This is a genomic window from Pleurocapsa sp. PCC 7319 (assembly GCF_000332195.1).
Classification (GTDB): Bacteria; Cyanobacteriota; Cyanobacteriia; order Cyanobacteriales; family Xenococcaceae; genus Waterburya.
Map to the genome: position 1 here is coordinate 4,916,976 of NZ_KB235922.1, position 21,968 is coordinate 4,938,943.

17 protein-coding genes and 1 pseudogene are annotated in these 21,968 nt (G+C 39.7%); 11 read left to right on the forward strand and 7 right to left on the reverse strand.

Annotated features, from left to right (window positions below; translation table 11 throughout):
* Positions 1 to 28: 28 nt before the first annotated feature.
* Positions 29 to 664, reverse strand: coding sequence for a glutathione S-transferase family protein (locus PLEUR7319_RS0126470; protein ID WP_019508249.1), 636 nt, complete (start codon positions 662 to 664; stop codon positions 29 to 31).
* 78 nt (positions 665 to 742) lie between these two features.
* Positions 743 to 1,492: a TIGR00297 family protein gene (locus tag PLEUR7319_RS0126475; RefSeq protein ID WP_026102798.1), complete on the reverse strand. Its 750-nt coding sequence runs from the start codon at positions 1,490 to 1,492 to the stop codon at positions 743 to 745.
* A gap of 91 nt (positions 1,493 to 1,583) precedes the next feature.
* Between PLEUR7319_RS0126475 and PLEUR7319_RS0126480 the strand changes: the two genes are divergently transcribed.
* The 4 genes from PLEUR7319_RS0126480 to PLEUR7319_RS0126490 all read left to right on the forward strand — a co-directional run bounded on the left by PLEUR7319_RS0126480 (position 1,584) and on the right by PLEUR7319_RS0126490 (position 2,718).
* A complete protein-coding gene (locus PLEUR7319_RS0126480) occupies positions 1,584 to 1,805 on the forward strand; it encodes a hypothetical protein (RefSeq protein ID WP_019508251.1) in 222 nt (73 codons plus the stop codon).
* A 65-nt stretch (positions 1,806 to 1,870) separates the two neighbouring features.
* Positions 1,871 to 2,032 carry a hypothetical protein gene (locus tag PLEUR7319_RS42890; protein ID WP_237743621.1) on the forward strand — a complete coding sequence of 54 codons (162 nt, stop codon included), beginning with the start codon at positions 1,871 to 1,873 and terminating at the stop codon, positions 2,030 to 2,032.
* Between the two features lie 49 nt (positions 2,033 to 2,081).
* On the forward strand, positions 2,082 to 2,330 hold the full coding sequence (locus PLEUR7319_RS0126485; protein WP_019508252.1) for a type II toxin-antitoxin system VapB family antitoxin: 249 nt from the start codon (positions 2,082 to 2,084) through the stop codon (positions 2,328 to 2,330).
* Positions 2,320 to 2,718, forward strand: a complete 399-nt coding sequence (locus PLEUR7319_RS0126490) for a type II toxin-antitoxin system VapC family toxin (protein WP_019508253.1) — start codon at positions 2,320 to 2,322, stop codon at positions 2,716 to 2,718. Before PLEUR7319_RS0126485 ends, PLEUR7319_RS0126490 begins: the two co-directional genes overlap by 11 nt.
* A 167-nt stretch (positions 2,719 to 2,885) precedes the next feature.
* On the opposite strand, the gene priA is transcribed toward PLEUR7319_RS0126490, so the two are convergent.
* Positions 2,886 to 5,516, reverse strand: coding sequence for a primosomal protein N' (gene priA / locus PLEUR7319_RS0126495; RefSeq protein ID WP_019508254.1), 2,631 nt, complete (start codon positions 5,514 to 5,516; stop codon positions 2,886 to 2,888).
* Between the two features lie 968 nt (positions 5,517 to 6,484).
* Here priA and PLEUR7319_RS0126500 point away from each other — a divergent pair.
* Positions 6,485 to 7,594: an RNA polymerase sigma factor, RpoD/SigA family gene (locus PLEUR7319_RS0126500; RefSeq protein ID WP_019508255.1), complete on the forward strand. Its 1,110-nt coding sequence runs from the start codon at positions 6,485 to 6,487 to the stop codon at positions 7,592 to 7,594.
* Between the two features lie 942 nt (positions 7,595 to 8,536).
* Here the strand turns inward: PLEUR7319_RS0126500 and PLEUR7319_RS0126505 are convergent.
* Positions 8,537 to 11,560 (reverse strand): FAD-binding and (Fe-S)-binding domain-containing protein, encoded by a 3,024-nt coding sequence (locus tag PLEUR7319_RS0126505; RefSeq protein WP_026102800.1) that lies wholly within the window; start codon positions 11,558 to 11,560, stop codon positions 8,537 to 8,539.
* A gap of 12 nt (positions 11,561 to 11,572) precedes the next feature.
* The gene (locus tag PLEUR7319_RS0126510; RefSeq protein ID WP_019508257.1) at positions 11,573 to 12,229 is read right to left on the reverse strand and encodes a hypothetical protein; all 657 of its coding nucleotides are present in this window, start codon (positions 12,227 to 12,229) and stop codon (positions 11,573 to 11,575) included.
* A gap of 257 nt (positions 12,230 to 12,486) precedes the next feature.
* Here PLEUR7319_RS0126510 and PLEUR7319_RS40950 point away from each other — a divergent pair, with 257 nt between their 5' ends.
* Both PLEUR7319_RS40950 and PLEUR7319_RS38575 read left to right on the forward strand, forming a co-directional pair.
* Complete coding sequence (locus PLEUR7319_RS40950) at positions 12,487 to 12,672, forward strand: hypothetical protein (RefSeq protein ID WP_144054387.1); 186 nt, start codon at positions 12,487 to 12,489, stop codon at positions 12,670 to 12,672.
* Positions 12,673 to 13,349: 677 nt separating this feature from the next.
* The gene (locus PLEUR7319_RS38575; protein ID WP_019508258.1) at positions 13,350 to 16,793 is read left to right on the forward strand and encodes a peroxidase family protein; all 3,444 of its coding nucleotides are present in this window, start codon (positions 13,350 to 13,352) and stop codon (positions 16,791 to 16,793) included.
* A 179-nt stretch (positions 16,794 to 16,972) separates the two neighbouring features.
* Here the strand turns inward: PLEUR7319_RS38575 and PLEUR7319_RS36805 are convergent.
* A pseudogene (locus tag PLEUR7319_RS36805) lies at positions 16,973 to 17,551 on the reverse strand (RNA-guided endonuclease TnpB family protein); the annotation flags it as partial.
* A 234-nt stretch (positions 17,552 to 17,785) separates the two neighbouring features.
* Entirely contained in the window at positions 17,786 to 18,727 is a 942-nt protein-coding gene (locus PLEUR7319_RS0126530; RefSeq protein WP_019508260.1) for a LysR family transcriptional regulator, read from the reverse strand.
* Positions 18,728 to 19,021: 294 nt separating this feature from the next.
* On the opposite strand from PLEUR7319_RS0126530, the gene PLEUR7319_RS0126535 reads away from it, so the two are divergent.
* From PLEUR7319_RS0126535 to PLEUR7319_RS0126550, 4 genes are all read left to right on the forward strand, one after another.
* On the forward strand, positions 19,022 to 19,780 hold the full coding sequence (locus PLEUR7319_RS0126535; protein ID WP_019508261.1) for an SDR family oxidoreductase: 759 nt from the start codon (positions 19,022 to 19,024) through the stop codon (positions 19,778 to 19,780).
* A 44-nt stretch (positions 19,781 to 19,824) separates the two neighbouring features.
* Complete coding sequence (locus PLEUR7319_RS0126540; protein ID WP_019508262.1) at positions 19,825 to 20,388, forward strand: nuclear transport factor 2 family protein; 564 nt, start codon at positions 19,825 to 19,827, stop codon at positions 20,386 to 20,388.
* Positions 20,389 to 20,428: 40 nt separating this feature from the next.
* Positions 20,429 to 21,091 carry an NADPH-dependent F420 reductase gene (locus PLEUR7319_RS0126545; RefSeq protein ID WP_019508263.1) on the forward strand — a complete coding sequence of 221 codons (663 nt, stop codon included), beginning with the start codon at positions 20,429 to 20,431 and terminating at the stop codon, positions 21,089 to 21,091.
* Between the two features lie 119 nt (positions 21,092 to 21,210).
* Complete coding sequence (locus PLEUR7319_RS0126550; RefSeq protein WP_019508264.1) at positions 21,211 to 21,960, forward strand: SDR family oxidoreductase; 750 nt, start codon at positions 21,211 to 21,213, stop codon at positions 21,958 to 21,960.
* The last annotated feature ends 8 nt before the right edge of the window (positions 21,961 to 21,968 follow it).

Below are 21,968 nucleotides of genomic sequence, written 5' to 3' on the forward strand. Positions count from 1 at the left end.
AATCGATTTTTTCTGAATACCAAGAACATCATCGATTATTTTCTACAATAGCAAGTTTAAAAGCTTCTCGCTTTTGTATGTTTTTAGCATATTTTATTAGTTTGTTGGGAATTACAAGCTCGAACTGCCGAGCTAATCTAACCGCAGAAATTAAGCAAGTAACCAAAATAATGTCAGCAACGGTAAATTCTTGATCTAAGATATATTGATTTTGATTGCTAATTAATTTATCAGCTACACAGATTTGTTTGTTAAATCCAGCAATGGCAACTTCGATGGCTTCTTTTGATTGCTTATAGTAAGAACTCAAACTTCCTCCATGCTTGGCAATTATATAGAGTGTATGTGCATCAAGCTCAGTCATGGCATAAAAACAAGCTTGAAACACTCTAGCTCGCTGCTCAAATTTACTAACTGCAGGCATGAGCGATCCATCACCATAACGTTCAGCCAAATAAATACAAATTGCTGCACTCTCGGAGATGCCTAGATTACCATCTTGCAAATACGGTACTTTTTGTCCAGGATGTAGTGCCGTATAATTTGAGGTTTGAGTTTGTCTTGATCGCGATTGTATTGCTTCAGTTGTATAAGACAAATTTAATTCTTTAAGCGTCCAATGCACCCTTAAAGTCCTTAATGTACCAACACCATAAACAATCATTGCCAATAAGGTAAAAACTTAATTTTGTGGTTTGTATATAGTCAACAATTGATTCAACTTTATCAAGTGAATTCGTCTCTATTGAACAAGCCATGCTAATGAAATCGCAGCGATCGCCCCAATCAAAGTATTAATAAAATTTACGATATCGTTAGTTAACCAAGTAAACTGAGATTCTAGCGTTGCACCAATTAGACTCTCAATAGTAGTGGCAATAAAAGCAGCAATTACACACCAAATAATTCCTACCCAGCTAATCATGCCAATGACCCAAGCAATTACAGCTAAGACTAGAGAAGCAATTGCTCCTGCCAATGTCCCCTCTAAACTGACTGCTCCCTCTGTTCCTCTAGGTACTGGTTTAAGAGTAGTAATCAAAAAAGTTCTTTTTCCGTAAGCTTTGCCAACTTCACTAGCGGTAGTATCAGAAAGCTTGGTACAGAAGCTGGCGACATAACCCAGAATGAATAATTCTTTGATCGGAGATGTCACGAACAAAGTTGCGATCGCACAGATTGTCGCAGTTAATGCCGAACTCCAGACATTACCTGCCCCTCTCATTCCCGAACGTTCTTCGGCTATGCCTTCAGCTTCTTTCTGATCCATTCTTACAAAAGTTAGACCCGAACCCACTACAAAGTAAAATATGACTACTAAATAGCCACGCCAGCCCAAAGTTCCCCAAACTAATATCCCTAATATCGCGCCATTTATATTGCCAATAGGGGTTAAAAGCTTTTTTGGACTAATAAATGCAATTATCAATAATATAGAATTTAGAGTTAAGGCAATAATCCAAGGATTAGACCAGCTAAAAGTGTCAAGCATTTCTGAAGTTCGTAAAAGTAATTTTGTTTTTAAGCTTAACAACCGATGATGCTTAATAATGAAAGATTGTTAATCTAGTCCACAATCAACTATGTCTCTTTCCAAAGCTGAAGCGAAACAACTACTAGAACGAATGATTTTTGACGATCAGCCACCCAAAGAATGGGTAGAAGATGTCTGGGGAATCACACCCATGTTAGGCGATAGTGCCGCTAAACTATACGAAGCCTTTGAAGCATTGATTGAATGTTGCCCTGAAGATAAGCTCGATAGTTTGTTGCAAACTTATTTACAAGAGCAAATGAATGATTAAGCAATTTTTCAGATAAATATCCTAATCGTAATCATAAACAGGATATAAAGACAAAAAAGTTATCAATGTATGAATATCATGGCTGGTTTACTTTTCCCGATTGTTGGCATAAGCCTGAAACAATAAAGCATACGCTACATATGATTAACGACCCATATCCAGCCAGCGTTAATATAGTAAATAAAAAACCCAGAAAATGCGATCGCACTACCAAAACTCAACTTTGATTTAATTGAGAAATTATCTACAATAAAGAAATAATTCTGTAATGTAGAAATGGCAATTAATATCAAAAACGCTGAGGCAGATAAACTGGCTAGAGAATTAAGCGAAATTACCGGAGAAACTATCACAGAAGCTGTCATCAAATCTTTAGCTGAAAGATTAGAGAGAGAAAAAAACAAACAAACTACTTCTGTACCCCTACAAGAAGAATTATTGAGTATTGCTAAACGATATCAAGCTTTACCGACTTTAGATAACCGAACTGAAGAGGAAATTTTGGGTTACGACGATGGTTATTGATACTTCGGCAATTATAGCGATTCTCAATTTAGAGCCAGAAGCAACTGTCTTTACTAATGCGATAGCCTCTGATTCGGTTCGTCTCATGTCTATGGGAACTGCATTAGAAATATCAATTATAATCAAAGCAAGAAAAGAAGAAGCTGGAATCAGGGAATTAGAGTTCTTTTTATATAAGGCAGCGATTAATTTAGTCAATTTTGATGAAAATCAATTAAAAATGGCTCGTTATGCTTTTGAGCATTACGGCAAAGGCAGACATCCTGCCAGTTTAAATTTTGGCGATTGTTTTGCTTACTCTCTTAGTAAGACTTCTGGACAACCTTTATTGTTTAAGGGGAACGATTTTACCCAGACTGATGTTACAGCAGCAGTTACGATATCGTAAATATTATCAAAAGCGCGATCGCCCGACTGCTGAATCGAGAGTTACCATAGTGCGATCGCACTTTGAGAGTTTTATGTAGGCTAACTGGGAGACTGGGGGAGTAATCATTACTCATTACTCATTACTTCCTTGATCTAATTAACCTACACCAACAAGATTTAGTGTATTTAGTCCATATTGATAGGGTCAACATCAATGGTCATACTGACAGATTTAGGAAGATGCGATCGCAAGCTATTTGAATCAGGTAAATTAACTTGGGCTACTTGGGGAAACTTGATCAGAATTTGCCAACGATATCGACGAGCAACCCGCATAATACTCGCTGGGGCTGGACCTAGTATTTCGTATTCTGCACCTAAGATATCTATTAATGAATCGGCTAGAGTTTCTGCAGCTTTTTGAACTTCATTGGGTTCAATACTGCTAAGCTTAATTAAGATTAATTTGCCGTAGGGAGGATAGTTTAGTTCTGCTCTGTGAGATAGTTCTGTAGCACTAAAATTATTATAATCGTGAGTTTTGACAGCTTGAATTACAGGATGTTCTGGAGAATAAGTTTGAACAATGACTTTTCCTGGTAAATCACCTCTTCCCGCTCTACCGGCAACCTGAGTTAAGGTTTGAAAAGCTCTTTCAGCAGCACGATAATCATTACGGTGTAATAATCCATCGGCAGCGACAATCCCAACTAAAGTAACTCCAGCAATATCCAACCCTTTGGTCAGCATTTGGGTGCCAATTAAAATATCCGCTTCTTTATTGACAAAGCGATCGATTAACTGTCGATGTGCGCCTTTATTCCTAGTAGTATCACTATCAAACCGAATACATTTGAGTTCAGGAAATAATTTGGCTAATTCCTGAGTTACCTTCTGTGTACCACTGCCAAAAAATTTGAGATAGGGCGAACTACATTCAGGACAGATATCTGGCTGCACACGGGTATGGTTACAATAATGACAGCGTAACAGTTTAGCAGCACCCTCATGGGCATAGTGATAGGAAAGAGATACATCACAGTCGGGGCATTCCATTACATAACCACAACTACGGCAAGATACAAAAGTGCTGTGTCCCCGTCGAGGAATAAACAAGATACCCTGTTGTCCTTGTTCGAGCATATCAGCGATCGCCGTTTGCAGAGATAGACTAAAAATAGAGCGATTACCCCGACTTAACTCCTGGCGTAAATCGACTATTTCCACCTTAGGTAGTGGGCGAGAACCAATTCTTTCTGGCAAGGATAAATAAAATGATTTATTAGTCTCAGTTGATGGTTGATGGTTGATGGTTGATGTGGAAGTTAATTCTTGTCCCAACTCTTGTATGGGCTGTTCGCGAACAGCCTCTACTGTCGTAACTGCAATCAAACTTTCTAAAGATGGTGTGGCAGACCCCAAAACAAGAGGGCAATTTTCTGATTCGGCACGCCATTGAGCGACTTTTCGGGCGTGATAAGTAGGCATGGGTCGATCTTGTTTAAAACTGGAGTCATGTTCTTCGTCCAGGATAATTAAGCCTAAATTAGGTAAGGGAGCAAAGATAGCCGAACGTGTGCCAATAACTACTTGAGGTTCTCCTTGAATAGTTTGTCGCCAGGTATCATAGCGTTCACCATCTGAAAGTTGACTATGATAAACACATACTTGCTTCCCAAAACGAGCGCGAAAACGGTCTGTTAACTGTGGAGTTAAGCCAATTTCGGGAACTAAAACTAAAGCTGATTTTCTCTGCTCTAAAATTGGAGCGATCGCCTGGAGATATACTTCAGTTTTTCCCGAACCTGTCACCCCATGTAAGAGAATTTGAGCATAATTTTGTTGAGCATTAATTACCTTTAAAGCCTCGGCTTGTGCCTGATTTAGTTCCTTTGGTCGATCTGCTTCTTGGTAAACTCCCTGCTCTTGACGCAAAATTTCTCTTGACGAAAGAATCACACAACCTAAAGTTTCTAGTTTTTTTATCGTAGTCGAAGTAGTACGACATTGATCAATTAGCTCTTGAAGCCATAGTTCTCCACCATGATTTTTGAGTATTTGTAGTACTTCTGCCTGTCTTGGGGTCAGATCTTCGTCAAAGTTTTGTAATGCTAAAGTAACAGCAGTTTTTAATTTCGGTTTTCCTCGTTTAGGTGGTTCGAGATAATTTTCAATCCAGCCTCGTTTGCTTAATTCACGAATACCTCGACTAGCACCCTTAATTTTCTTTTTTAAATAATTAACACTATAGTTCCCATCTGTTTGATTTTGTAGCAGTTTTAATATTTGGACGGCAACAGTGCTACAAAATACCTCTGCCCCTGGGGGAAGCGCTTCCGTATTTAAACGAACTCTTCTTTGCGATCGCCCCAGTAATCCAGGAGGAAGGGCGACCCGGATCGCACTAATTAAATCAGTACAATAATAACCGGCAATTTTGACCAGCAATTGCCAGTAACTATCGGAAAAAAAGCCCGAAGTGATGACATCTTCAACGGGACGAATTCGACTAGGAGCCAAATTATCTGGTGGTGAAGTCATCAAGACAATGGCAATACCTCTAGTTACCTGCATTCCGAAAGGTATGCTAACAATGTCACCAGCTCGCACCGATAGTTCTGAGGGAACGCTGTAAGTATACAATCCCTGTATTTTGGGGCAATCAACCAAAACCTGAACCCACTGGTGAGGAACTATAGCTACATCGTAATTACCTGATGGCTCTGCTGCTATGAGATTAGTCTGAGAAATAGATTCAGATAAAGATAAATCGTCATAACTAAGCTGAGATAGATTCTTTGAGGTACCTATTGACATCTAAAGTTTTATAACAAATTACTATATCGTACAAAAATACTATTTTACAATCTCCGCGAGAAGTTCAGAAAAGTAAATTTTGTTACCAAGAGATTAATTCTACATTAGTATTCAGTGAATTTGTAATTTTTACGATTTAGGTAAGCCAAAAGTTCTTGAACCTTATTTATTAGCAATTTTCTAATCTGCTGTTTATTTTTCAATTAGTTAATCAACACCTGAATCATAATTATTTTTATTTCAATAATATTGTTAGACAAGACTGGTGAATTGATTATTTTCTCTGTAATTTCACTTAGTTGTATACGTAAAATCATCAGCGATATGGTCTAAAAGTGCTGTGACTTTGTGTAAATAACAACATCAAAACGACAATGGAAAGGATATAGTTATGAACATTTGAGGTGTTTGCCAATGTCGCTCAATTATCAAAGTTATCAGTCTATTACAAGATTCAATGTTGTGTAAGCTTAATTACTTTTTCTATCAAGATTTTATGACATATTATTAAGTTGACTCCTAAATGAGAACACAATGGGATCCGAACATAATAAATTGTTATTAGTAATCTGACAAAGTAAAAGTATTATGCGAATGTTAATATTAACCCAATCATCATCTAAAAGTTAGGCAAAATTTAACAAGTTTTTGTGGCATTTTTGCGCAAAGTAATATTAAGAAATACTGTATTTTTCCAACAATAAATTAGGAACCATGAGAGGTTAAGTATTCTAGAACGTTAGTATGAAGTTAGGCACTAAAATGCAATATTTTCCCAGAACGATATAATTTCCTTAGTCTGTCATAAAAATAAATTCATCATTCTTCTCATTTACATAAGTTGATTTAATACCAGTTTATTCCAACATTCAAAATTGATTATAAATTTTTCCCCATGATCAAAATGCTTCTTTAGGTTGTTCTCAAAACCCAAATACTTTTTTAGTAAAATTTCAGGAACGAAGCCAATGAGTACAGTGAATTTGACCGAAAATATTAACTACAGCTTAGATATTTCCCTAACCGAAGATTCTGACAAGATAGACGAAGATTTAAAGCTTGTTGAAGCAGAATTCTCTGAGGAAGATCGAAATAATCCTGATGCTGTTAGTCGCCGTAAAATTCCATTAGAAGATAATATTGGCGCTTTTTTTAAAGAAATGGCTCGTTACCCTCTATTAACTGCGGAGGAAGAAATAACTTTGGCTAACGATGTCAAATTATTGCTTAAAGTTGAGACAACCCGAAAAAAACTAGCCGAGGAGCAGCAGCAGCAACCAACTAAGGCTGATTTGTCAGCAGCATTGGGTCTTGAGTCGGAACGGCAATTAGAATTATTGCTGTATCGAGGAAAAGTTGCTAAGCGCAAAATGATTCGTTCTAATCTGCGCTTAGTAGTATCTATTGCTAAACGCTATCTCAATCGTGGAGTTCCTTTCCTAGATTTGATTCAAGAGGGGGCGATTGGTTTAAATAGAGCTACAGAAAAATTCGACCCCAACAAAGGTTATAAGTTTTCTACTTACGCCTATTGGTGGATTCGCCAGGCAATTACGCGCACGATCGCCAATGATGCTCGCACTATTCGCTTACCAATTCATATCGTTGAGAAACTAAATAAGCTAAAAAAAGCCCAGCGCAATCTCAAGCAAAAGTTGCAACGTAATCCTAGCGAGCTGGAGTTGGCCAAAGAACTAAAAACATCTCCTACCCAGTTGCGCCAATTATTAGAGTTGCGTCGTCAATCTCTCTCCCTTAATCATCGTGTTGGTAAGGCAGAAGATACCGAATTAGTTGATTTACTAGAGGATAGCGATCTGCAACTTCCTGAAGAGCGTATGAATGAAACTATGATGCGTCAGGAAATTACCGATGTTCTAGACGATGTGCTAACACAGCGAGAAAAAGACGTAATTTGTCTACGCTACGGTTTATCTACTAGTCAACCCTATACTTTAGAAGAAGTGGGGGGAATGTTTAGTTTATCCCGTGAAAGAGTACGTCAGATTCAAAGTAAAGCCATGCGTAAGCTACGTCGTCCTCAGGTTGCACGTCGTCTCAAAGGATGGCTGAATTAATTAATAAATAATTTTGTTGAGAGAAGCTTCAAGCACCTTTTAGTCTTGAAGCTTTTTTTTTACAACTTATTTGGCAAGTTGTAGAGCGTGCTCCAATCAGCCAAAGGTACGCTCTACTGGATTGTACTTGCTGTGATACGGGGGATCGCTAAACTCGAAGGCAAATCAAATCGGCGATCTCCATACAGAAATAGGTATCGGAAAACCGGACATTTCGCAGGTTGAGGAATAAAGGTAGAGTATTAAAATGAAGAGTTTAAATGACCCATTTTGAATATCCAAGTAAAAACTTAGATCACCAAAGATCAGTACTTTCAGATATTTGTGTCAGGCAGCCAGGTCGCCACCTTTTCCTGCTGGAGTTCTGGTAACAATATCATTACCATCCCCCAATGGCGTAGTATATGTAGTCAGTTTTGAGTTTTCTAGTTCTGATGAATCATTTCTTAAGTTGGCGATAAAAATATGAGCTCAGATGTTCACCAATGTATGGTGTAGCCATGAGAAAAGCTCCCAGTAGAAGCAACTTAATAAATAATGGGCTAAACAGAAAACTTAAGAGAAAAATTGTAGCAGCGATTAATCTAACAACTAGAGAGTGTACTTCATCTCTAATTTGAAAACTAAAAAAAATAACTATCCCAGTAGTTAAAAGCCCGACGTAAGATAAGATGACACTCATAATTATAAATTCGGCAATTTTTTTGGGTTTTGGGGCAGATACAATTTTCCCAATTCAGAAATAATTTTTGATTCCTTGGGCAAATTTTTCGTAAACATTCGTAAACAATAGCCAAGTAAATTCCAACCCCTCCAAAATACATATTATCTATCAAATGTGGACTAGATTTTTTTGTTTAAATACCGTTAAGAAAATAGTTTAATCTTTAACTAATGGCAATTTTTCATATCCTGGATTGGCAAAGATATTGAAATTACTAATTAAATTTTCTTTAACTCTTGTTGTAAGGCTTGTATAGGGTGTAATGGCAACCATCCAGCAAACCTTTTTACCTGGGTGCGGCAAGAAAAGCCTGTAGCTAGGTAATTCACTCTAGTGTTGGGGTCACTTGGCAAATGTTGATCCCAACTCAGCTGATAAATATCTCTTGATGTTGCTAGATGTTCGGCTTCATAACCATATATGCCTGCCATACCACAACAACCAGTCTCCAAAATATTAAGCTGTAATCCAGCCGATTGAAATACCTCTTGCCATTGCTGTTGAGATGCTGGTGCCAGGACTTTTTCACTACAGTGTCCGAGAAGAGTGTAGGAACTTGGACGCTGCGAGGGTGGAAAACGATTGGCGAAGCCACGTCCCTTCAAAAGAACACTTTGGTCTCCAAGAAACTCTTGAAGTAGTTGAATGTTAAGGGCAGCTCCCCCCTCGAAATTAGCATATTCATCACGATAGGTAAGCACCATACTGGGTTCAATCCCAACGATGGGTATATTAAACTCCTGTAGGGTATTGAGATAAGCAATATTTTCCCTGGCTACTACTGCAAATTTATCTAAGAAGCCCAGTACATGGAGAGGTTTACCGCTTACTAAGGGTGGTAGTACATAAACTTGCAATCCTAACTGGGTAAATAGATCGTAGGTAGCCAATATCAATGATGTTTCATAAACACTGGTAAACAAATCTGGGAGCAAAAATACGCTGTTACTAGGTTCAGCTTTCGCCAATTGTTCGAGATTACTAAACTGTACGTTTCTAGATTGAAGAGCGGTTCTCATTGTGACTTCACTTACTGGTTGAGGAGAGATTATGCCCAACCCACTCTGTAGTAATCTTTGAGTAAAAGGATTTTGCATCACCAGATTAGTTATGGTCGGAAACTTTCCCTGCCATTGAGTTAGGTATTCAATGTAACCCATCAAATAATCTCTTGGCGATCGCAGGTAGCGAGTGTAGTAACGCTGCAAGAATTTGGATTTGAGACTGGGAATATCGACATGGATAGGACATTGGTTAGCACAAGCTTTACAAGAGAGACAGCCATGTAAACCATCGTAAACTTCGTGGGAGTAATCGTATTGTCCAATGGTTTTCGTGAGGGTATTCCAGAATTTAACGAGGACCTTCCCAGGTCGATCTAAATCCCGCTCCTGGCTAAGGGCAAGTTGACGTAGCCATTCCCGTAACAAGCTAGCACGACCCTTGGGGGAATGAATGCGTTCTAAGCTACCTTTGTAAGAAGGACACATCACATAGTCTGGATTCACATTGAAACAAGCCCCATTGCCATTACAACTGAACGCGACTTCATAATCTGTTTGTATAGCAGTTGGTACTTGGCGATCGTAATGCCCCCTCAAGGGTGCTTCTAAGGTGGCGACTTGTTCCTCACTATCAAAAGGAGTAACTATTTTGCCAGGGTTTAAGCGATTATGAGGATCAAAAGCTGCTTTGATTTTACGTAGGTCTTGATAAAGTTCTTCACCAAAAAATAGTGCGGTATATTCACTACGAAATCCTCGACCATGTTCTGCCCACATAACCCCACCATATTTGCGTACCAAAGTTACAATCCGATCTGAGATAGTACGAATCAATGCTTCATCCTGGGGAACTTGTAGGTTCAAAGCTGGACGCACATGAAGACAACCTACATCTACATGACCAAACATAGCGTAGTCAAGTTGGTATTCATTCAGCAGCTCTTTAAATTCTTTAATATAGGCAGGTAAGTTAGCAGGTGGAACTGCGGTATCTTCAATAAAAGCAATGGGTTTACGTTGTCCTGGACGATTTCCCAGTAAGCCTACACCCCGTTTGCGTAATTTCCAAAGAGAAGCGATTTCTCCTGGCGAGCTAGTTTGATAATATCCAATCGCCTGCTGAGCAGAATGAGAATTTAATTCTTGTTGTAATTGTTCAACAGTTGCTTGAAGTTGAGTCGTATCATCAGAGACAAACTCTACCAAGTTTATTGCCCGAGCATCTTTAATAAAATCTTTGACGCGATCGTAAATTTCATCTTGTTTGGCTAGGTCAAGAATGGTTTCATCAATGGTTTCAATCGCAGCAGGGTTAAAAGCTAACAAAGATTGAGATGCGTTTAAGGCATGGTCAAAACAAGCATAATGAATCACTAGCAGCTTTTTGAACCTTGGAATAGGAGTAAGCTTGAGTTTGGCTGCTGTTACCACTGCCAAAGTACCTTCTGAACCTGCCAAAATCCGATTAAGGTCAAAGAATTGTCTTTCTGGATCGTAAACTTTTGCTAGGTTATAGCCTGTAAGAAATCGGGGCATTTTCGGAAACTGCTGCTCAATCAGAGATTCTTTGGTCGTAACAATCTCATCTACCTGTCGATAGATTTGACCAATGCGACCACCCTGTACTTTTAGTTGAGCTAGATCTTTGACAGAAACTGGATAGGAACTAGCCGTAGTTCCATCGGTGAGTACCCAAGTGAGTTCTAAAATATGATCGCTAGTGCGACCGTAAATATGAGATCCTATACCACAAGCATCAGTGTTAATCATTCCCCCTAAAGTTGCCCGACTACTGGGAGATAGGTTCGGTGCAAAAAAAACACCGTAAGGTTTGAGGTGGTTATTTAAGCTATCCAATACGACACCAGGTTGCACCTTAACCCAACCAGCTTCCAGATTCACTTCTAAAATCTGGTTCATATATTTAGAGCAGTCTAGAATAATCCCCGTTGAGAGTGACTGTCCATTGGTACCAGTACCACCACCACGTGGAGAAAAAGTTAGCCTTTGGAAAGCAGGCTGATTAGCCAGTTGAAAAATTGTTACTATATCTGCTGCAGTTTTCGGAAAAACGACAGCCTGTGGCAAGATTTGATAGATACTGTTATCAGTCGAAGAGAGTAAACGACTGGCAAAATCGGCGCGAATTTCTCCAGAAAAATCGGTACATTCGAGTGCCTGGAGAAAGCGATCAACATCAGTTTCTAGAGTGTCCCTGAGAGGTAAGCGAGGAATCATCTGCATAGTCTATTATTTTACAGACAACCTATGGCGATAAAAGCGATAACTACTACGAATTTTATCTAGTAACCAATAAGGTATAGACAATCGATGCCAAGAAAATAAGGGTAGATATAGCCAATAGTAAGCTGTTTTCAAATCTTTCCAAGCCCAGCAAGGTGATAAGTCCAAAAAATCGGAGATATCAACAACTAATCCTTTGTTTTCAAACATCATGACATTTCTTCCATGAACGTCATGGGGAGTCAAACCTTGGGATTTGGCGTAATCTAAAGCTCGGTCAATATCTTCAATGACTTGTCTAGGAATTTTTTGACCTATATGCATACAATCATAGAGAGTCACGCCATGTAACCGCTTTAATACTAACCAATTTTCCTCAGCATAGAAACATTGAGAAAAAGCCTGATGATAACCTAGACGACGATATACTTCTACTTCTTCTGCCCAGCCTGGTCGCCCTGGAGCATAAATTTTAATTACGATCTCTAGGTATTCAGCATGGGTAAATACAGCAGCATAGTTTCCAGTCCCTATTAGTTGCCAAGGTTGAGGAATGTGAAATACTTGTACTGGATTGTGAGGATTAATACTTTTAATCTCGACAATATCAACCAATTGCTGGCAAATTTCTACGGGCGGCAAAAGCTCACTTTGATCAGGCATCATTGCTCTAAAATACAAACAGTAAATAGCACAAAGGTTCTATAAATTATGCTAGACAATTTCTAGGTAAAATTTAGGTTTAGATTTGGCTTAGAAAACAATGATGTATCTCGCAGGGATAGTTTATTTGCTCAATTTTGGAGTAGGATTCTTATTGCGATCGCCACTAGCGTAAAAAATCACAGACAATTGCGATCGCTGGTTTGACTCAACCATAAAATTTAGGTTCGAGTTTCGTTGTCTCAATAATTAGTTAATTGGAATGCTTTAATCGTAAGTTTTGCTGGCGCGTTCATTTTCAGTTCGATAACATTCTTGATCGCCTGTTCTCCACTTTAAGCGATCGCCAAAATCTTCCCAAACTATTCCTCTTCTTGACTACCACACTATATTTAGTGATTACCACGGCAGTTTCGGTAGAGCCTTATATTTTTCTTCAGTAAATATATGCCTTAAAAATCTCAAAACTTTAAGCTCGTCAATCGTCAAACAACCCTTCACACATTGACTATTTCAGCAAATTTAATTATTTATTTGCTTTTTTTATTAAGGTAATATATTTTGATTTTTTCCTTTTCAATAAGTTATTTTTCTTTTTGGTAATCAGTCAGGCTAGTATTTTCTTGATAATTTAGCCTTAAATTCTCTTCTAAAAATCACTGGTTATAAAGCCAAATATTTTTTTTTGTATTTTCAGTCAAGATTGCCATTGCCAAACTAAATTATTTTTTCTCTTTAAAAATCAAGGTTTAAAATACTTCAATACTTCATAGAAACCTTACAAACAAAAACAGCTTTATCAATAGTTTAAAAAACCAATAAACACTTCATACTTATTTTATACCACATCTCAGTATTTCAAGTTAGTATTAATTACATAAGACATCAGAAATAACTTTTGCAATATATCTTTTAGTTACCAATATTAGGTATAAACTGCAAAACAAAATCAGCTCAAAATATTTGCTTTTGATGTATAAATCTTTTACAAAAGCAGTTTAAGGTCTAAAAATACTTTTTTTTAATCTATCTCTTACCAACTAATAGTTATAAATTACTAATAATTTATAACTGCTTTTGATCGAATAAATTTTTAAACTATATCAAGAAAAAAAACATTATGGTTAACTTTTCTGGAACTAGAGGTAATGATGACACTACAACTTTTTACCTACAGTCAGAACTAATCGGCGACGACATTTTAATGGGAGATCTGGGACGAGATTTGCTCCAAGGATTTGAGGGCAATGACACAATAGAAGGTGGTCCTGGGAAAGACACTCTCGATGGTGGCGCTGGAAATGATTCACTTTCTGGAGATGGAGAGGATGATACCTTAGTTGGTGGAGATGGTGACGATACCCTTAATGGTGGTCGAGGTAATGACCGTATCTTCGGTGGTATAGGTAATGACCGCATCCTCGGTGATCTAGGTAATGACCGCATCTTCGGTGGTAGGGGTAATGACTATATCGAAGGCGGTCTGGGTGATGATACCCTCAATGGTGAAAATGGCCATGACCAACTTAAGGCTGGAGCTGGCCATGACGAGGTCAAGGGAGGAAATGGTGACGATACCCTCGATGGTGAATCTGGAAATGATCGCATCTTTGGTGGTATGGGTAATGACCGCATCCTTGGTAGAGATGGTGATGATTTTGTCAAAAGCGGTGCGGGAGATGACTATGTTGAAGGAGGCAGTGGTGCTGACACTCTAGACGGTGAAATTGGTCATGACGAGGTCAAGGGTGGAGATGGTGACGATAGTATCTTCGGTGGTCAAGGCGACGACACTCTCGATGGAGGGCAAGGTCAGGATCACATCTTCGGTGGTCGAGGTAATGATCTTGTCAAAGGTGGAGATGGTGACGATACCCTCGATGGTGAATCTGGAGACGATCGCATCTTTGGTGGTATAGGTAATGACCGCATACTCGGTAGAGATGGTAATGATTTTGTCAAAAGCGGTGCGGGGGATGACTATATTGAAGGTGGTCTTGGTGATGATACCCTCGATGGTGAAAATGGCCATGACCAACTCAAAGCTGGAGCTGGCCATGACGAGGTCAAGGGAGGAAATGGTGACGATACCCTCGATGGTGAATCGGGTAATGACCGTATCTTTGGTGGTATGGGTAATGACCGCATCTTTGGTAGAGATGGTAATGATTTTGTCAAAAGCGGTGCGGGAGATGACTATGTTGAAGGAGGTAGTGGTGCCGACACTCTAGATGGTGAAATTGGCAATGACTATCTCAAGGGTGGTCATGGCAACGATAGTATCTTCGGTGGTCAGGGCAACGATACCCTCGATGGAGGCCAAGGCCAGGATCATATCTTCGGTGGTCGAGGTAATGATACCTTTGTTCTGACTCCAGGTAGTGGAGTTAATATTATCAAAGACTTCATAAATGGAGAGGATAAACTTCAGCTTGGTGGTGGACTAAAGTTCGGTAATCTTGATATATCAAGCCAAGGCAATAATACTCTCATTCGCAACCGTTCAACGGGAGAAGATTTAGCTCAACTCCAAGGTGTCAAGATCAATATCCATGATTTTGTTTTTGAAAAAGCTCCTGCCTTAGACTTCGAAATTCAAAGTCTAGACGGTAGTGGCAATAACTTAGCAAATCCAATCCAAGGTAAAGCTGGTGAGATATACCTCAGAAAGGGTGATGCCAATTATGCTGATGGCCTTGGTGAAATGGTCTCTGGGCCAGAGCCAAGAGAAGTTAGCAATCGCGTCTTTAACGACCTTCATATTAATTTATTTTCGGAAAACAGACTGACCCATTTGGTTTTTGGTTGGGGACAGTTTTTAGACCATACCTTCGGTTTAGCACAAGGAGGAGGAGAAGAAGCAAATATTACTTGGAACGGCGATGATCCCTTAGAAGAATTCACTAATGAAGTGGGACATATTCTTTTTAACCGTTCTGTTGATAATGATGCCAATGCCAACAATCAAAGAGAGCAAATTAATACGGTTAGTTCTTATCTCGATTCCTGGAATGTTTATGGTGGAGAAGAGTCCAGATTAGATTGGTTGCGGGAAGGAGCCAAAGATGGAAATCCGGACAACAATAGCGCTTACTTGGAATTAGATAATAACCATTTACCTACCCGCCAGTTTCTGGCAGATAAATATGCAGGTGGTGATTTAAGTGCAGTGCCACTAATGGCCTTTATGTCACGCTTGCAAGGAGACCCCGGCGCTGCTGCTTTCGCTGGTGATGTCCGAGCTAATGAAAATAGTGCTTTGACCTCACTTCATACCCTCTTTGCCCGGGAACACAATCGCATTGTGAGTCTTCTGCCAAGTGTTCTTGAGGAACAAACTAAATTCGATATCGCTCGTAAGGTCGTGATTGCAACCCAGCAGCACATTACTTACAATGAGTTCTTACCTACAGTAGGAGTGGAACTAGATGGTTATCAGGGCTATGACGATACTGTCGATGCCAGTCTGCAAAATGAGTTTGCCACTGTCGGCTATCGTGCCCATAGTATGGTTCATGGAGACTTTGATTTCCCCACCAGATTACTAAGCGACGCTGACAAAGACATGTTGGAAGCACAGGGAGCTTTGGCAGATGGCGATCTTGACGTGGGAGTGATTGAGATACCAGTAAATACTCAATCTGGTAATCCAAGTGTAATCTCCAAAGTTGGTTTAGGTCCTGCTTTTGAAGGACTTGTAGAAATTAATTACAACAATGACGAACAAATAGATAACCAGTTACGTAGTATTCTCTTTCAACTTCCAGTATTCGAGGAAAATCCAGCATTTACTGATGGTCCCCCAATTGTCAATCTGTTTGATGGGGTGGTAGATATAGGCTCCATCGACATTCAACGGGGACGGGACCATGGTATGCCTTTCTATAATGACCTGCGGGAAGATTATGGGCTGGAGCGAGTTACTTCCTTTACTGAGATGACTGGAGAAAATGTTGCCGAGATCAAACAGTTCTTAGATGACACGGAGTTAAACGGCTTCGACCTAAATGGAAACCCAATTGAAATAGATGGTGAACATCTAATCGATAACTGGGAAGATGTAGATCTTAACGACCCGGCGATGATCGATTTTCTGGCGGTTTTAGATCGAGACGGAAATGTCGTCGCCGATCCTCAACAGATTGCAGAGATACTAGCTACTCCTAACGGAGAAGTTGAAGGGGTTACTGCTATCCGCAGAACAACTAAGGCAGCTATGGTAGAAGCTATTTATCGCGAATTTATTCCCGGAGATGAAACAGAACTCCAAGCTTTAGATCTGGTTGATGGTTTTACTGGTATGCTTTTAGAGAAGCATGTGGATGGCTCGGAATTTGGCGAACTACAAAGGGCAATCTGGGCCGACCAGTTTACAGCTCTTCGTGATGGCGACCGATTCTTCCACCTTAACGGTTCAGAACTAGAAGATTTGGCAGCGATTGAGGAACACTTCGGTATTAGCTATCAGCATAATTTAGGCGACATTATCTCTTTTAATACTGATTTGGAAAGAGGTGCTCTTGAGGAGAATGTTTTCATTGCCGCACAAGACGTAGTGGTTTAGGCCATACTCTCCATATCTAGTCTCAATATAGACTATGGAAAGTTTGAAGCTGAGGCTTTTGATTCACGCCTCAGCTTCAACAATTTAGTTTCTGATTTGTGCCGAGTCTGGATCAAGACCCGGTACAATTTTTGCTCAATACTACGGATCAAATCAGCCAGAATGTCTATTCCGTAAGCTCACCCCGCACTGAAGTGACGGGGCTTTCGCACTCCGCCGTCAGTGGAATGTTTCAGTAGCCCTGAATCCCATGTACAAGACAAAGAATCCGAACCTCGAAGGAGGCTTACAACCCCTCCAATAATTGCTAGAACTCGACTAGCATTTTGATCGGCATCTCCCGACCATTTACACGCACTATTAGCGCATTTGAATTTCTTTCCACTTCTTAAACCAAGGTGTAGGCATTTATGACAACTTTTACTACTGTAGGCTGGTGGAACAATATAAGTTTCAACTCCTTGAGTAATTCCTTTGTACTCGATAAATTGTCGAAGTTGAAAAAATGCCCACGAGTTAGAGCGTCGTCTTTCAGTCTTAGTTCTTGGTTGTTGATTAGTATCTTCTCTAATGCCAGTAAGATCTTCAAGTGCAATGATGCTGTTAGCTTGAAGTGCATCAGCTACTACTGTCTTGCTGATGACATGGTTGATATGACGCTGAAACCTTCGCTCTTTCCCCGACAGCAGTTTCAACAGTTGCCGACATCTACGTCTGCTACTGCGCGTGCCTTTCGAGGCTTTCTTTTGGCTCGAAGAGTCAGGAGGCAGGAGGGTTCAAGTTGATTTTATCCTTAAAATTTAAAGTTGATTTTGATGAGCGACCCTGATGAGGTTTCCTCATCGAAGGAACGCGCTAGTTTTGACAATCGGATTTCGTATGAAATCCTCCTACGCTGATTTCTACATTCTTGAGGGGCTACGTGCTTAATTTATTTCAGCACTTTAAACGCCCCGTTGGGAATACAGACGTGGGACTTCCCGCACGGAAAGCTAAATCTCTCTAACTGCTTCAATTATCTGCTGTCGCAACCACTGATGTGCGGGATTATTAGTATTGCGCTGATGCCAAACCATCGATACAGTAAATCCTTCAATGGGAATTGGTGGTGGTAATATCTTCAGGTTCATTGCTTTAGCGCATTGTTGAGCCATCCGATTGGGAAGTAACGCCATACAGTCGGAATTAGCTAGCAAAAAGGGAACTGCCATAAAGTGAGGAGTAGACCAAACCACCTGTCTAGATTGCTGTTGACTCTGTAATATTTGATCGTAATAGCCTTGAAAATCATCTCGCAAAGATACTAAGATATGCGATCGCTCTAGGTAATCAGCAAGAGTTATTTCACTGACAGAATCATCACCACGGAAAACACAAACCAACTCTTCTCGATATAAATTTTCTTGGACGTGCCAACTTTTTAGGGGCAATTTAGGATTAATTGCTATATCGATACGATTTTCATCCAAGGCATCCATAACAGTTTCTTTGTCTAGATTGTTGATCCGAATCCGGATAGCCGAGGTTTGATTGGCTACTTGTTGTAGTAAATTAATGCCGATTGTCGCTTCAACATAGTCACTGACAGCAATTTTAAAAGTTTCGTTGGTCGTTAAAGGGTCAAAAGTTTCCTTGTCTAATAAAGTCGATTGAATTTCTACCAAAATTTGTCTAACGCGATCGCTTATTTGCCGTGCATAGGGTGTAACCTCCATTTCCCTGGCGGTGCGAATCAAAATATCGTCATTCAAAATAGCTCGCAATCTTTTCAAAGAATAACTCATTGCTGATTGGCTCATATTAAGCCTTTCAGCAGCTTTGGTGACACTGGCTTCTGCGATCAATACATCAAGAGCGACTAACAAATTTAAATCTAGTTGGCGAAGATTAGTGTAGTCGATATTCACGGGGAAAGAATCTGGAATCGATGGCATCGATATATATTATCTATGATATTTGTTTGACTAATATAGTCAGTTTTACTAATCTACAGATACAGCTTGAAAATCGCAATTTATCGTGGTTTATAAGATTGAAAATGTTCGATTAACAATATTTATCTATTAATACAGGGAAGAGGTTTTAGGGGTTAGGAGATCAGAAAAATTAATTCCTCCCTAACATCTAACTCCCACACCGATTTTCTAAGAGAATTTATGACCTATTTGAAGAGTATTGAATAGCAAATTCTCTGAATCTATCTCAACCTAAGAAAACAGGATTAATTTATGAATCGATTTGAAGGTAAAGTTGCTCTAGTTACTGGGGGCGGTTCAGGTATTGGTCGCGCTACTGCACTAAAATTTGCTGCCGAGGGAGCATCGGTAGTTATTGGTAATCGAAAGGAAAAAGCGGGACAAGAAACGGTAGATTTAATTCAACAAGCAGGAGGAAAAGCCAGTTTCTATCGAACTGATGTTAGCAACTTAAAAGATGTCCAAAATTTAGTTCAATATACGGTAGATACTTATGGTGGCTTAGATGCTGCCTTTAATAACGCAGGAGTAGAAGACCCTCAAGCTATGACTCCAGAGCAAACAGAAGCCACGTTCGATCTGGTGATAAATGTGAATCTTAAAGGGGTCTGGTACTCAATGAAATGCGAAATTGAGCAGATGTTGGCTAACGGAGGAGGAGCAATTGTTAATACTTCTTCCATCGCCGGAGTAATTGGATATCCTGGTCATGCACCCTATACAGCTTCTAAACACGCTGTACTAGGTTTAACTAAAACTGCTGCTTTAGAATACGCTCAACAAGGAATTCGCGTTAATGCGGTTTGTCCTGGGGCGATAGAAACTCCACTGCTCGATGGTCTTGCAGAGGGTGATAGTGCGACTATCGACTATATGAAGTCCTTGCATCCTATCGGTAGATTAGGTAAACCTCATGAAATTGCTAATGCCGTTGTTTGGCTTTGTTCTGATGAGGCTTCTTTTGTCTTGGGTCACGGAATTAATGTAGATGGTGGCTTTACGGCGATTTAAAAATTGAATTTTCTTGGATGACAGACTTTCAGAGGTAAAAAAATATGCCATTTCATGATGTTACAGAGTTACCCACAGGATTCTGCAATCCAGAAACTACACTAGAGCAACAACTTTCAACTAGCGATCGCGTTCAAATTACAGAGTTACTCCACCGTGTCTATTTATGTGAAGACAGTCGAGATTACGAGGCACTAAAGCAAATCTTAGTCGATGACTATATTAACGAGCATCCTTTATTTGGCAAACATGAGAGTGCTAGTAGCTTTATCGAATGGTTTAAAAATTCTCCTGCTGGTTTTGATGGTATACGACATAATTGTTTGAATTCAATTACTCGCAGGATTAGTCAAGATACCGCGGAGTCGGTTAGCTACATTTTAGTGCTGCAACTTTTTCCTGCTCAATCTCGCAATGAATCTCCTGGTGAAAAGCTAGATTCATTACTGCCTCGAACTATCGGTCACGGGGTTGTCTGCGATCGCTGGATAAAAAAAGAAGCTCGTTGGTATTTACAACATCGAATTTATCAACAGATGTCTATTAATGGTGCTTATTTACCAGATAATGCCATGCGGGAAGAAGCAGCCAAAACACCAAAGAATTAATACGTTTAAATTATTTGTCCAACAACACGGGAGCATAAATATGAAAATTGGCATTATCGGTAGTGGTAATATGGGACGCTCTTTAGGTATTCTTTGGGCGGAGCAAAAACATGAAATATTTTTTGGCTCGCGTACAACAGAAAAAGGTCAAGCAGTAGCAGAATCTGCGGGAAACAATACCCAAGGCGGCACAAACGATGAAGCAGCAGCTTTTGGAGATGTCCTATTATATACAATTCGTGGTGTTAATCCTTCAGAGGTACTGACTTCGATTAATGTTCTAGATGGCAAAATTATGATTGATTGTAATAACTATGAAATACCCGAAAACTTTGCTTATCCAGCGATCGAGTATTCTTTGGCAGAGAAATTAGCTTCTGAAGTTCCCCAGGCGCGAATAGTAAAAGCATTTAACACAATGGCGCAAGAAGTTTTTGAACTAGCACCACAACCACTCAAAGAATATAACGTTTCGGTATTCGTAGCAGGCGATGACGAAGATGCGAGAAAAACTGTGATGAGTTTGGCAGCAGATATTGGTTTTGCCCCGGTTGATTGTGGTGAGTTACGTTTTGCTCGACTTCTGGAAGGATTAGGAGACTTTATTCGTTATCTAATCATTGGTCAAAAACTTGGTTCTTATACAACTATCTCTGTTGAAACTTTACCTGAAGCTGAAAAGCAGCATTTAGGTGGCAGATAAGCCTCATCTCTCCAATGAATTAGGAAAGATTACTAACTTAGTTGGTTTTTGGAATCCTACGGACATGATTGAAGAGTAACCAACAAAAATTTATACACACCAGGTCAAACAGTACAATTATGACGACAAGTAGAAAAGTAGCGGTAATTACGGGCAGCCATAAAGGACTGGGACTAGCGATCGCCTGTAAATTAGCTCAACAAGATGATATCTGGGTAATTATCACGTCTCGTAAAGAAGCAGATTGCCAAGCAACGGAACAAAGGCTAAAAGCAGAAGGTATCGAAGTAGACTGTCATCAATTAGATGTTACCGATCCTAATAGCGTGAATGATTTTATGGATTGGGTAACTTCTGCTTATGGTCGCGTTGATATTCTAGTTAACAATGCAGGGGTGAATCCTTCTCAAGTAGCAGAAGAAGCGAGTATTTTAACTGCCAAAGCCGAAACCATGCTCGATACTTTTAATACTAATGCGATCGGTGCATTAAGAATGTGTCAGGCGGTAATTCCTCTGATGAAACAGCGAGGTTACGGCAGAATCGTTAATGTCTCTACCGAAATGGCTTCTCTGCAACAAATTCCTCAAGATTTTTATCCCCCCGCACCAGCTTATCGAATGTCGAAGGTGGGTTTGAATGCCATGACGACTATGCTAGCCAAAGAACTAAAAGATACTAATATTCTGGTTAATAACTACTCTCCTGGCTGGATGAAAACTGATATTGGGGGAGAAGATGCACCTTATACGACTGATGAGGGCGCAGAAACAGCAATTTATTTAGCTACGCTACTCGATGGAGCCTCGCAAGGTGGATTTTTTGCGGAAATGCGCAAATTTGGTGGTGCAGTAGTACTTCCTTGGTAAATAACACT

Coding starts and splice junctions, on each gene's coding strand:
- PLEUR7319_RS0126470 (WP_019508249.1), bottom strand. CDS start 664: ATGATTGTTTATGGTGTTGGTACATTAAGGACTTTAAGGGTGCATTGG.
- PLEUR7319_RS0126475 (WP_026102798.1), bottom strand. CDS start 1,492: ATGCTTGACACTTTTAGCTGGTCTAATCCTTGGATTATTGCCTTAACT.
- PLEUR7319_RS0126480 (WP_019508251.1), top strand. CDS start 1,584: ATGTCTCTTTCCAAAGCTGAAGCGAAACAACTACTAGAACGAATGATT.
- PLEUR7319_RS42890 (WP_237743621.1), top strand. CDS start 1,871: ATGTATGAATATCATGGCTGGTTTACTTTTCCCGATTGTTGGCATAAG.
- PLEUR7319_RS0126485 (WP_019508252.1), top strand. CDS start 2,082: ATGGCAATTAATATCAAAAACGCTGAGGCAGATAAACTGGCTAGAGAA.
- PLEUR7319_RS0126490 (WP_019508253.1), top strand. CDS start 2,320: ATGGTTATTGATACTTCGGCAATTATAGCGATTCTCAATTTAGAGCCA.
- priA (WP_019508254.1), bottom strand. CDS start 5,516: ATGTCAATAGGTACCTCAAAGAATCTATCTCAGCTTAGTTATGACGAT.
- PLEUR7319_RS0126500 (WP_019508255.1), top strand. CDS start 6,485: ATGAGTACAGTGAATTTGACCGAAAATATTAACTACAGCTTAGATATT.
- PLEUR7319_RS0126505 (WP_026102800.1), bottom strand. CDS start 11,560: ATGATTCCTCGCTTACCTCTCAGGGACACTCTAGAAACTGATGTTGAT.
- PLEUR7319_RS0126510 (WP_019508257.1), bottom strand. CDS start 12,229: ATGCCTGATCAAAGTGAGCTTTTGCCGCCCGTAGAAATTTGCCAGCAA.
- PLEUR7319_RS38575 (WP_019508258.1), top strand. CDS start 13,350: ATGGTTAACTTTTCTGGAACTAGAGGTAATGATGACACTACAACTTTT.
- PLEUR7319_RS0126530 (WP_019508260.1), bottom strand. CDS start 18,727: ATGCCATCGATTCCAGATTCTTTCCCCGTGAATATCGACTACACTAAT.
- PLEUR7319_RS0126535 (WP_019508261.1), top strand. CDS start 19,022: ATGAATCGATTTGAAGGTAAAGTTGCTCTAGTTACTGGGGGCGGTTCA.
- PLEUR7319_RS0126540 (WP_019508262.1), top strand. CDS start 19,825: ATGCCATTTCATGATGTTACAGAGTTACCCACAGGATTCTGCAATCCA.
- PLEUR7319_RS0126545 (WP_019508263.1), top strand. CDS start 20,429: ATGAAAATTGGCATTATCGGTAGTGGTAATATGGGACGCTCTTTAGGT.
- PLEUR7319_RS0126550 (WP_019508264.1), top strand. CDS start 21,211: ATGACGACAAGTAGAAAAGTAGCGGTAATTACGGGCAGCCATAAAGGA.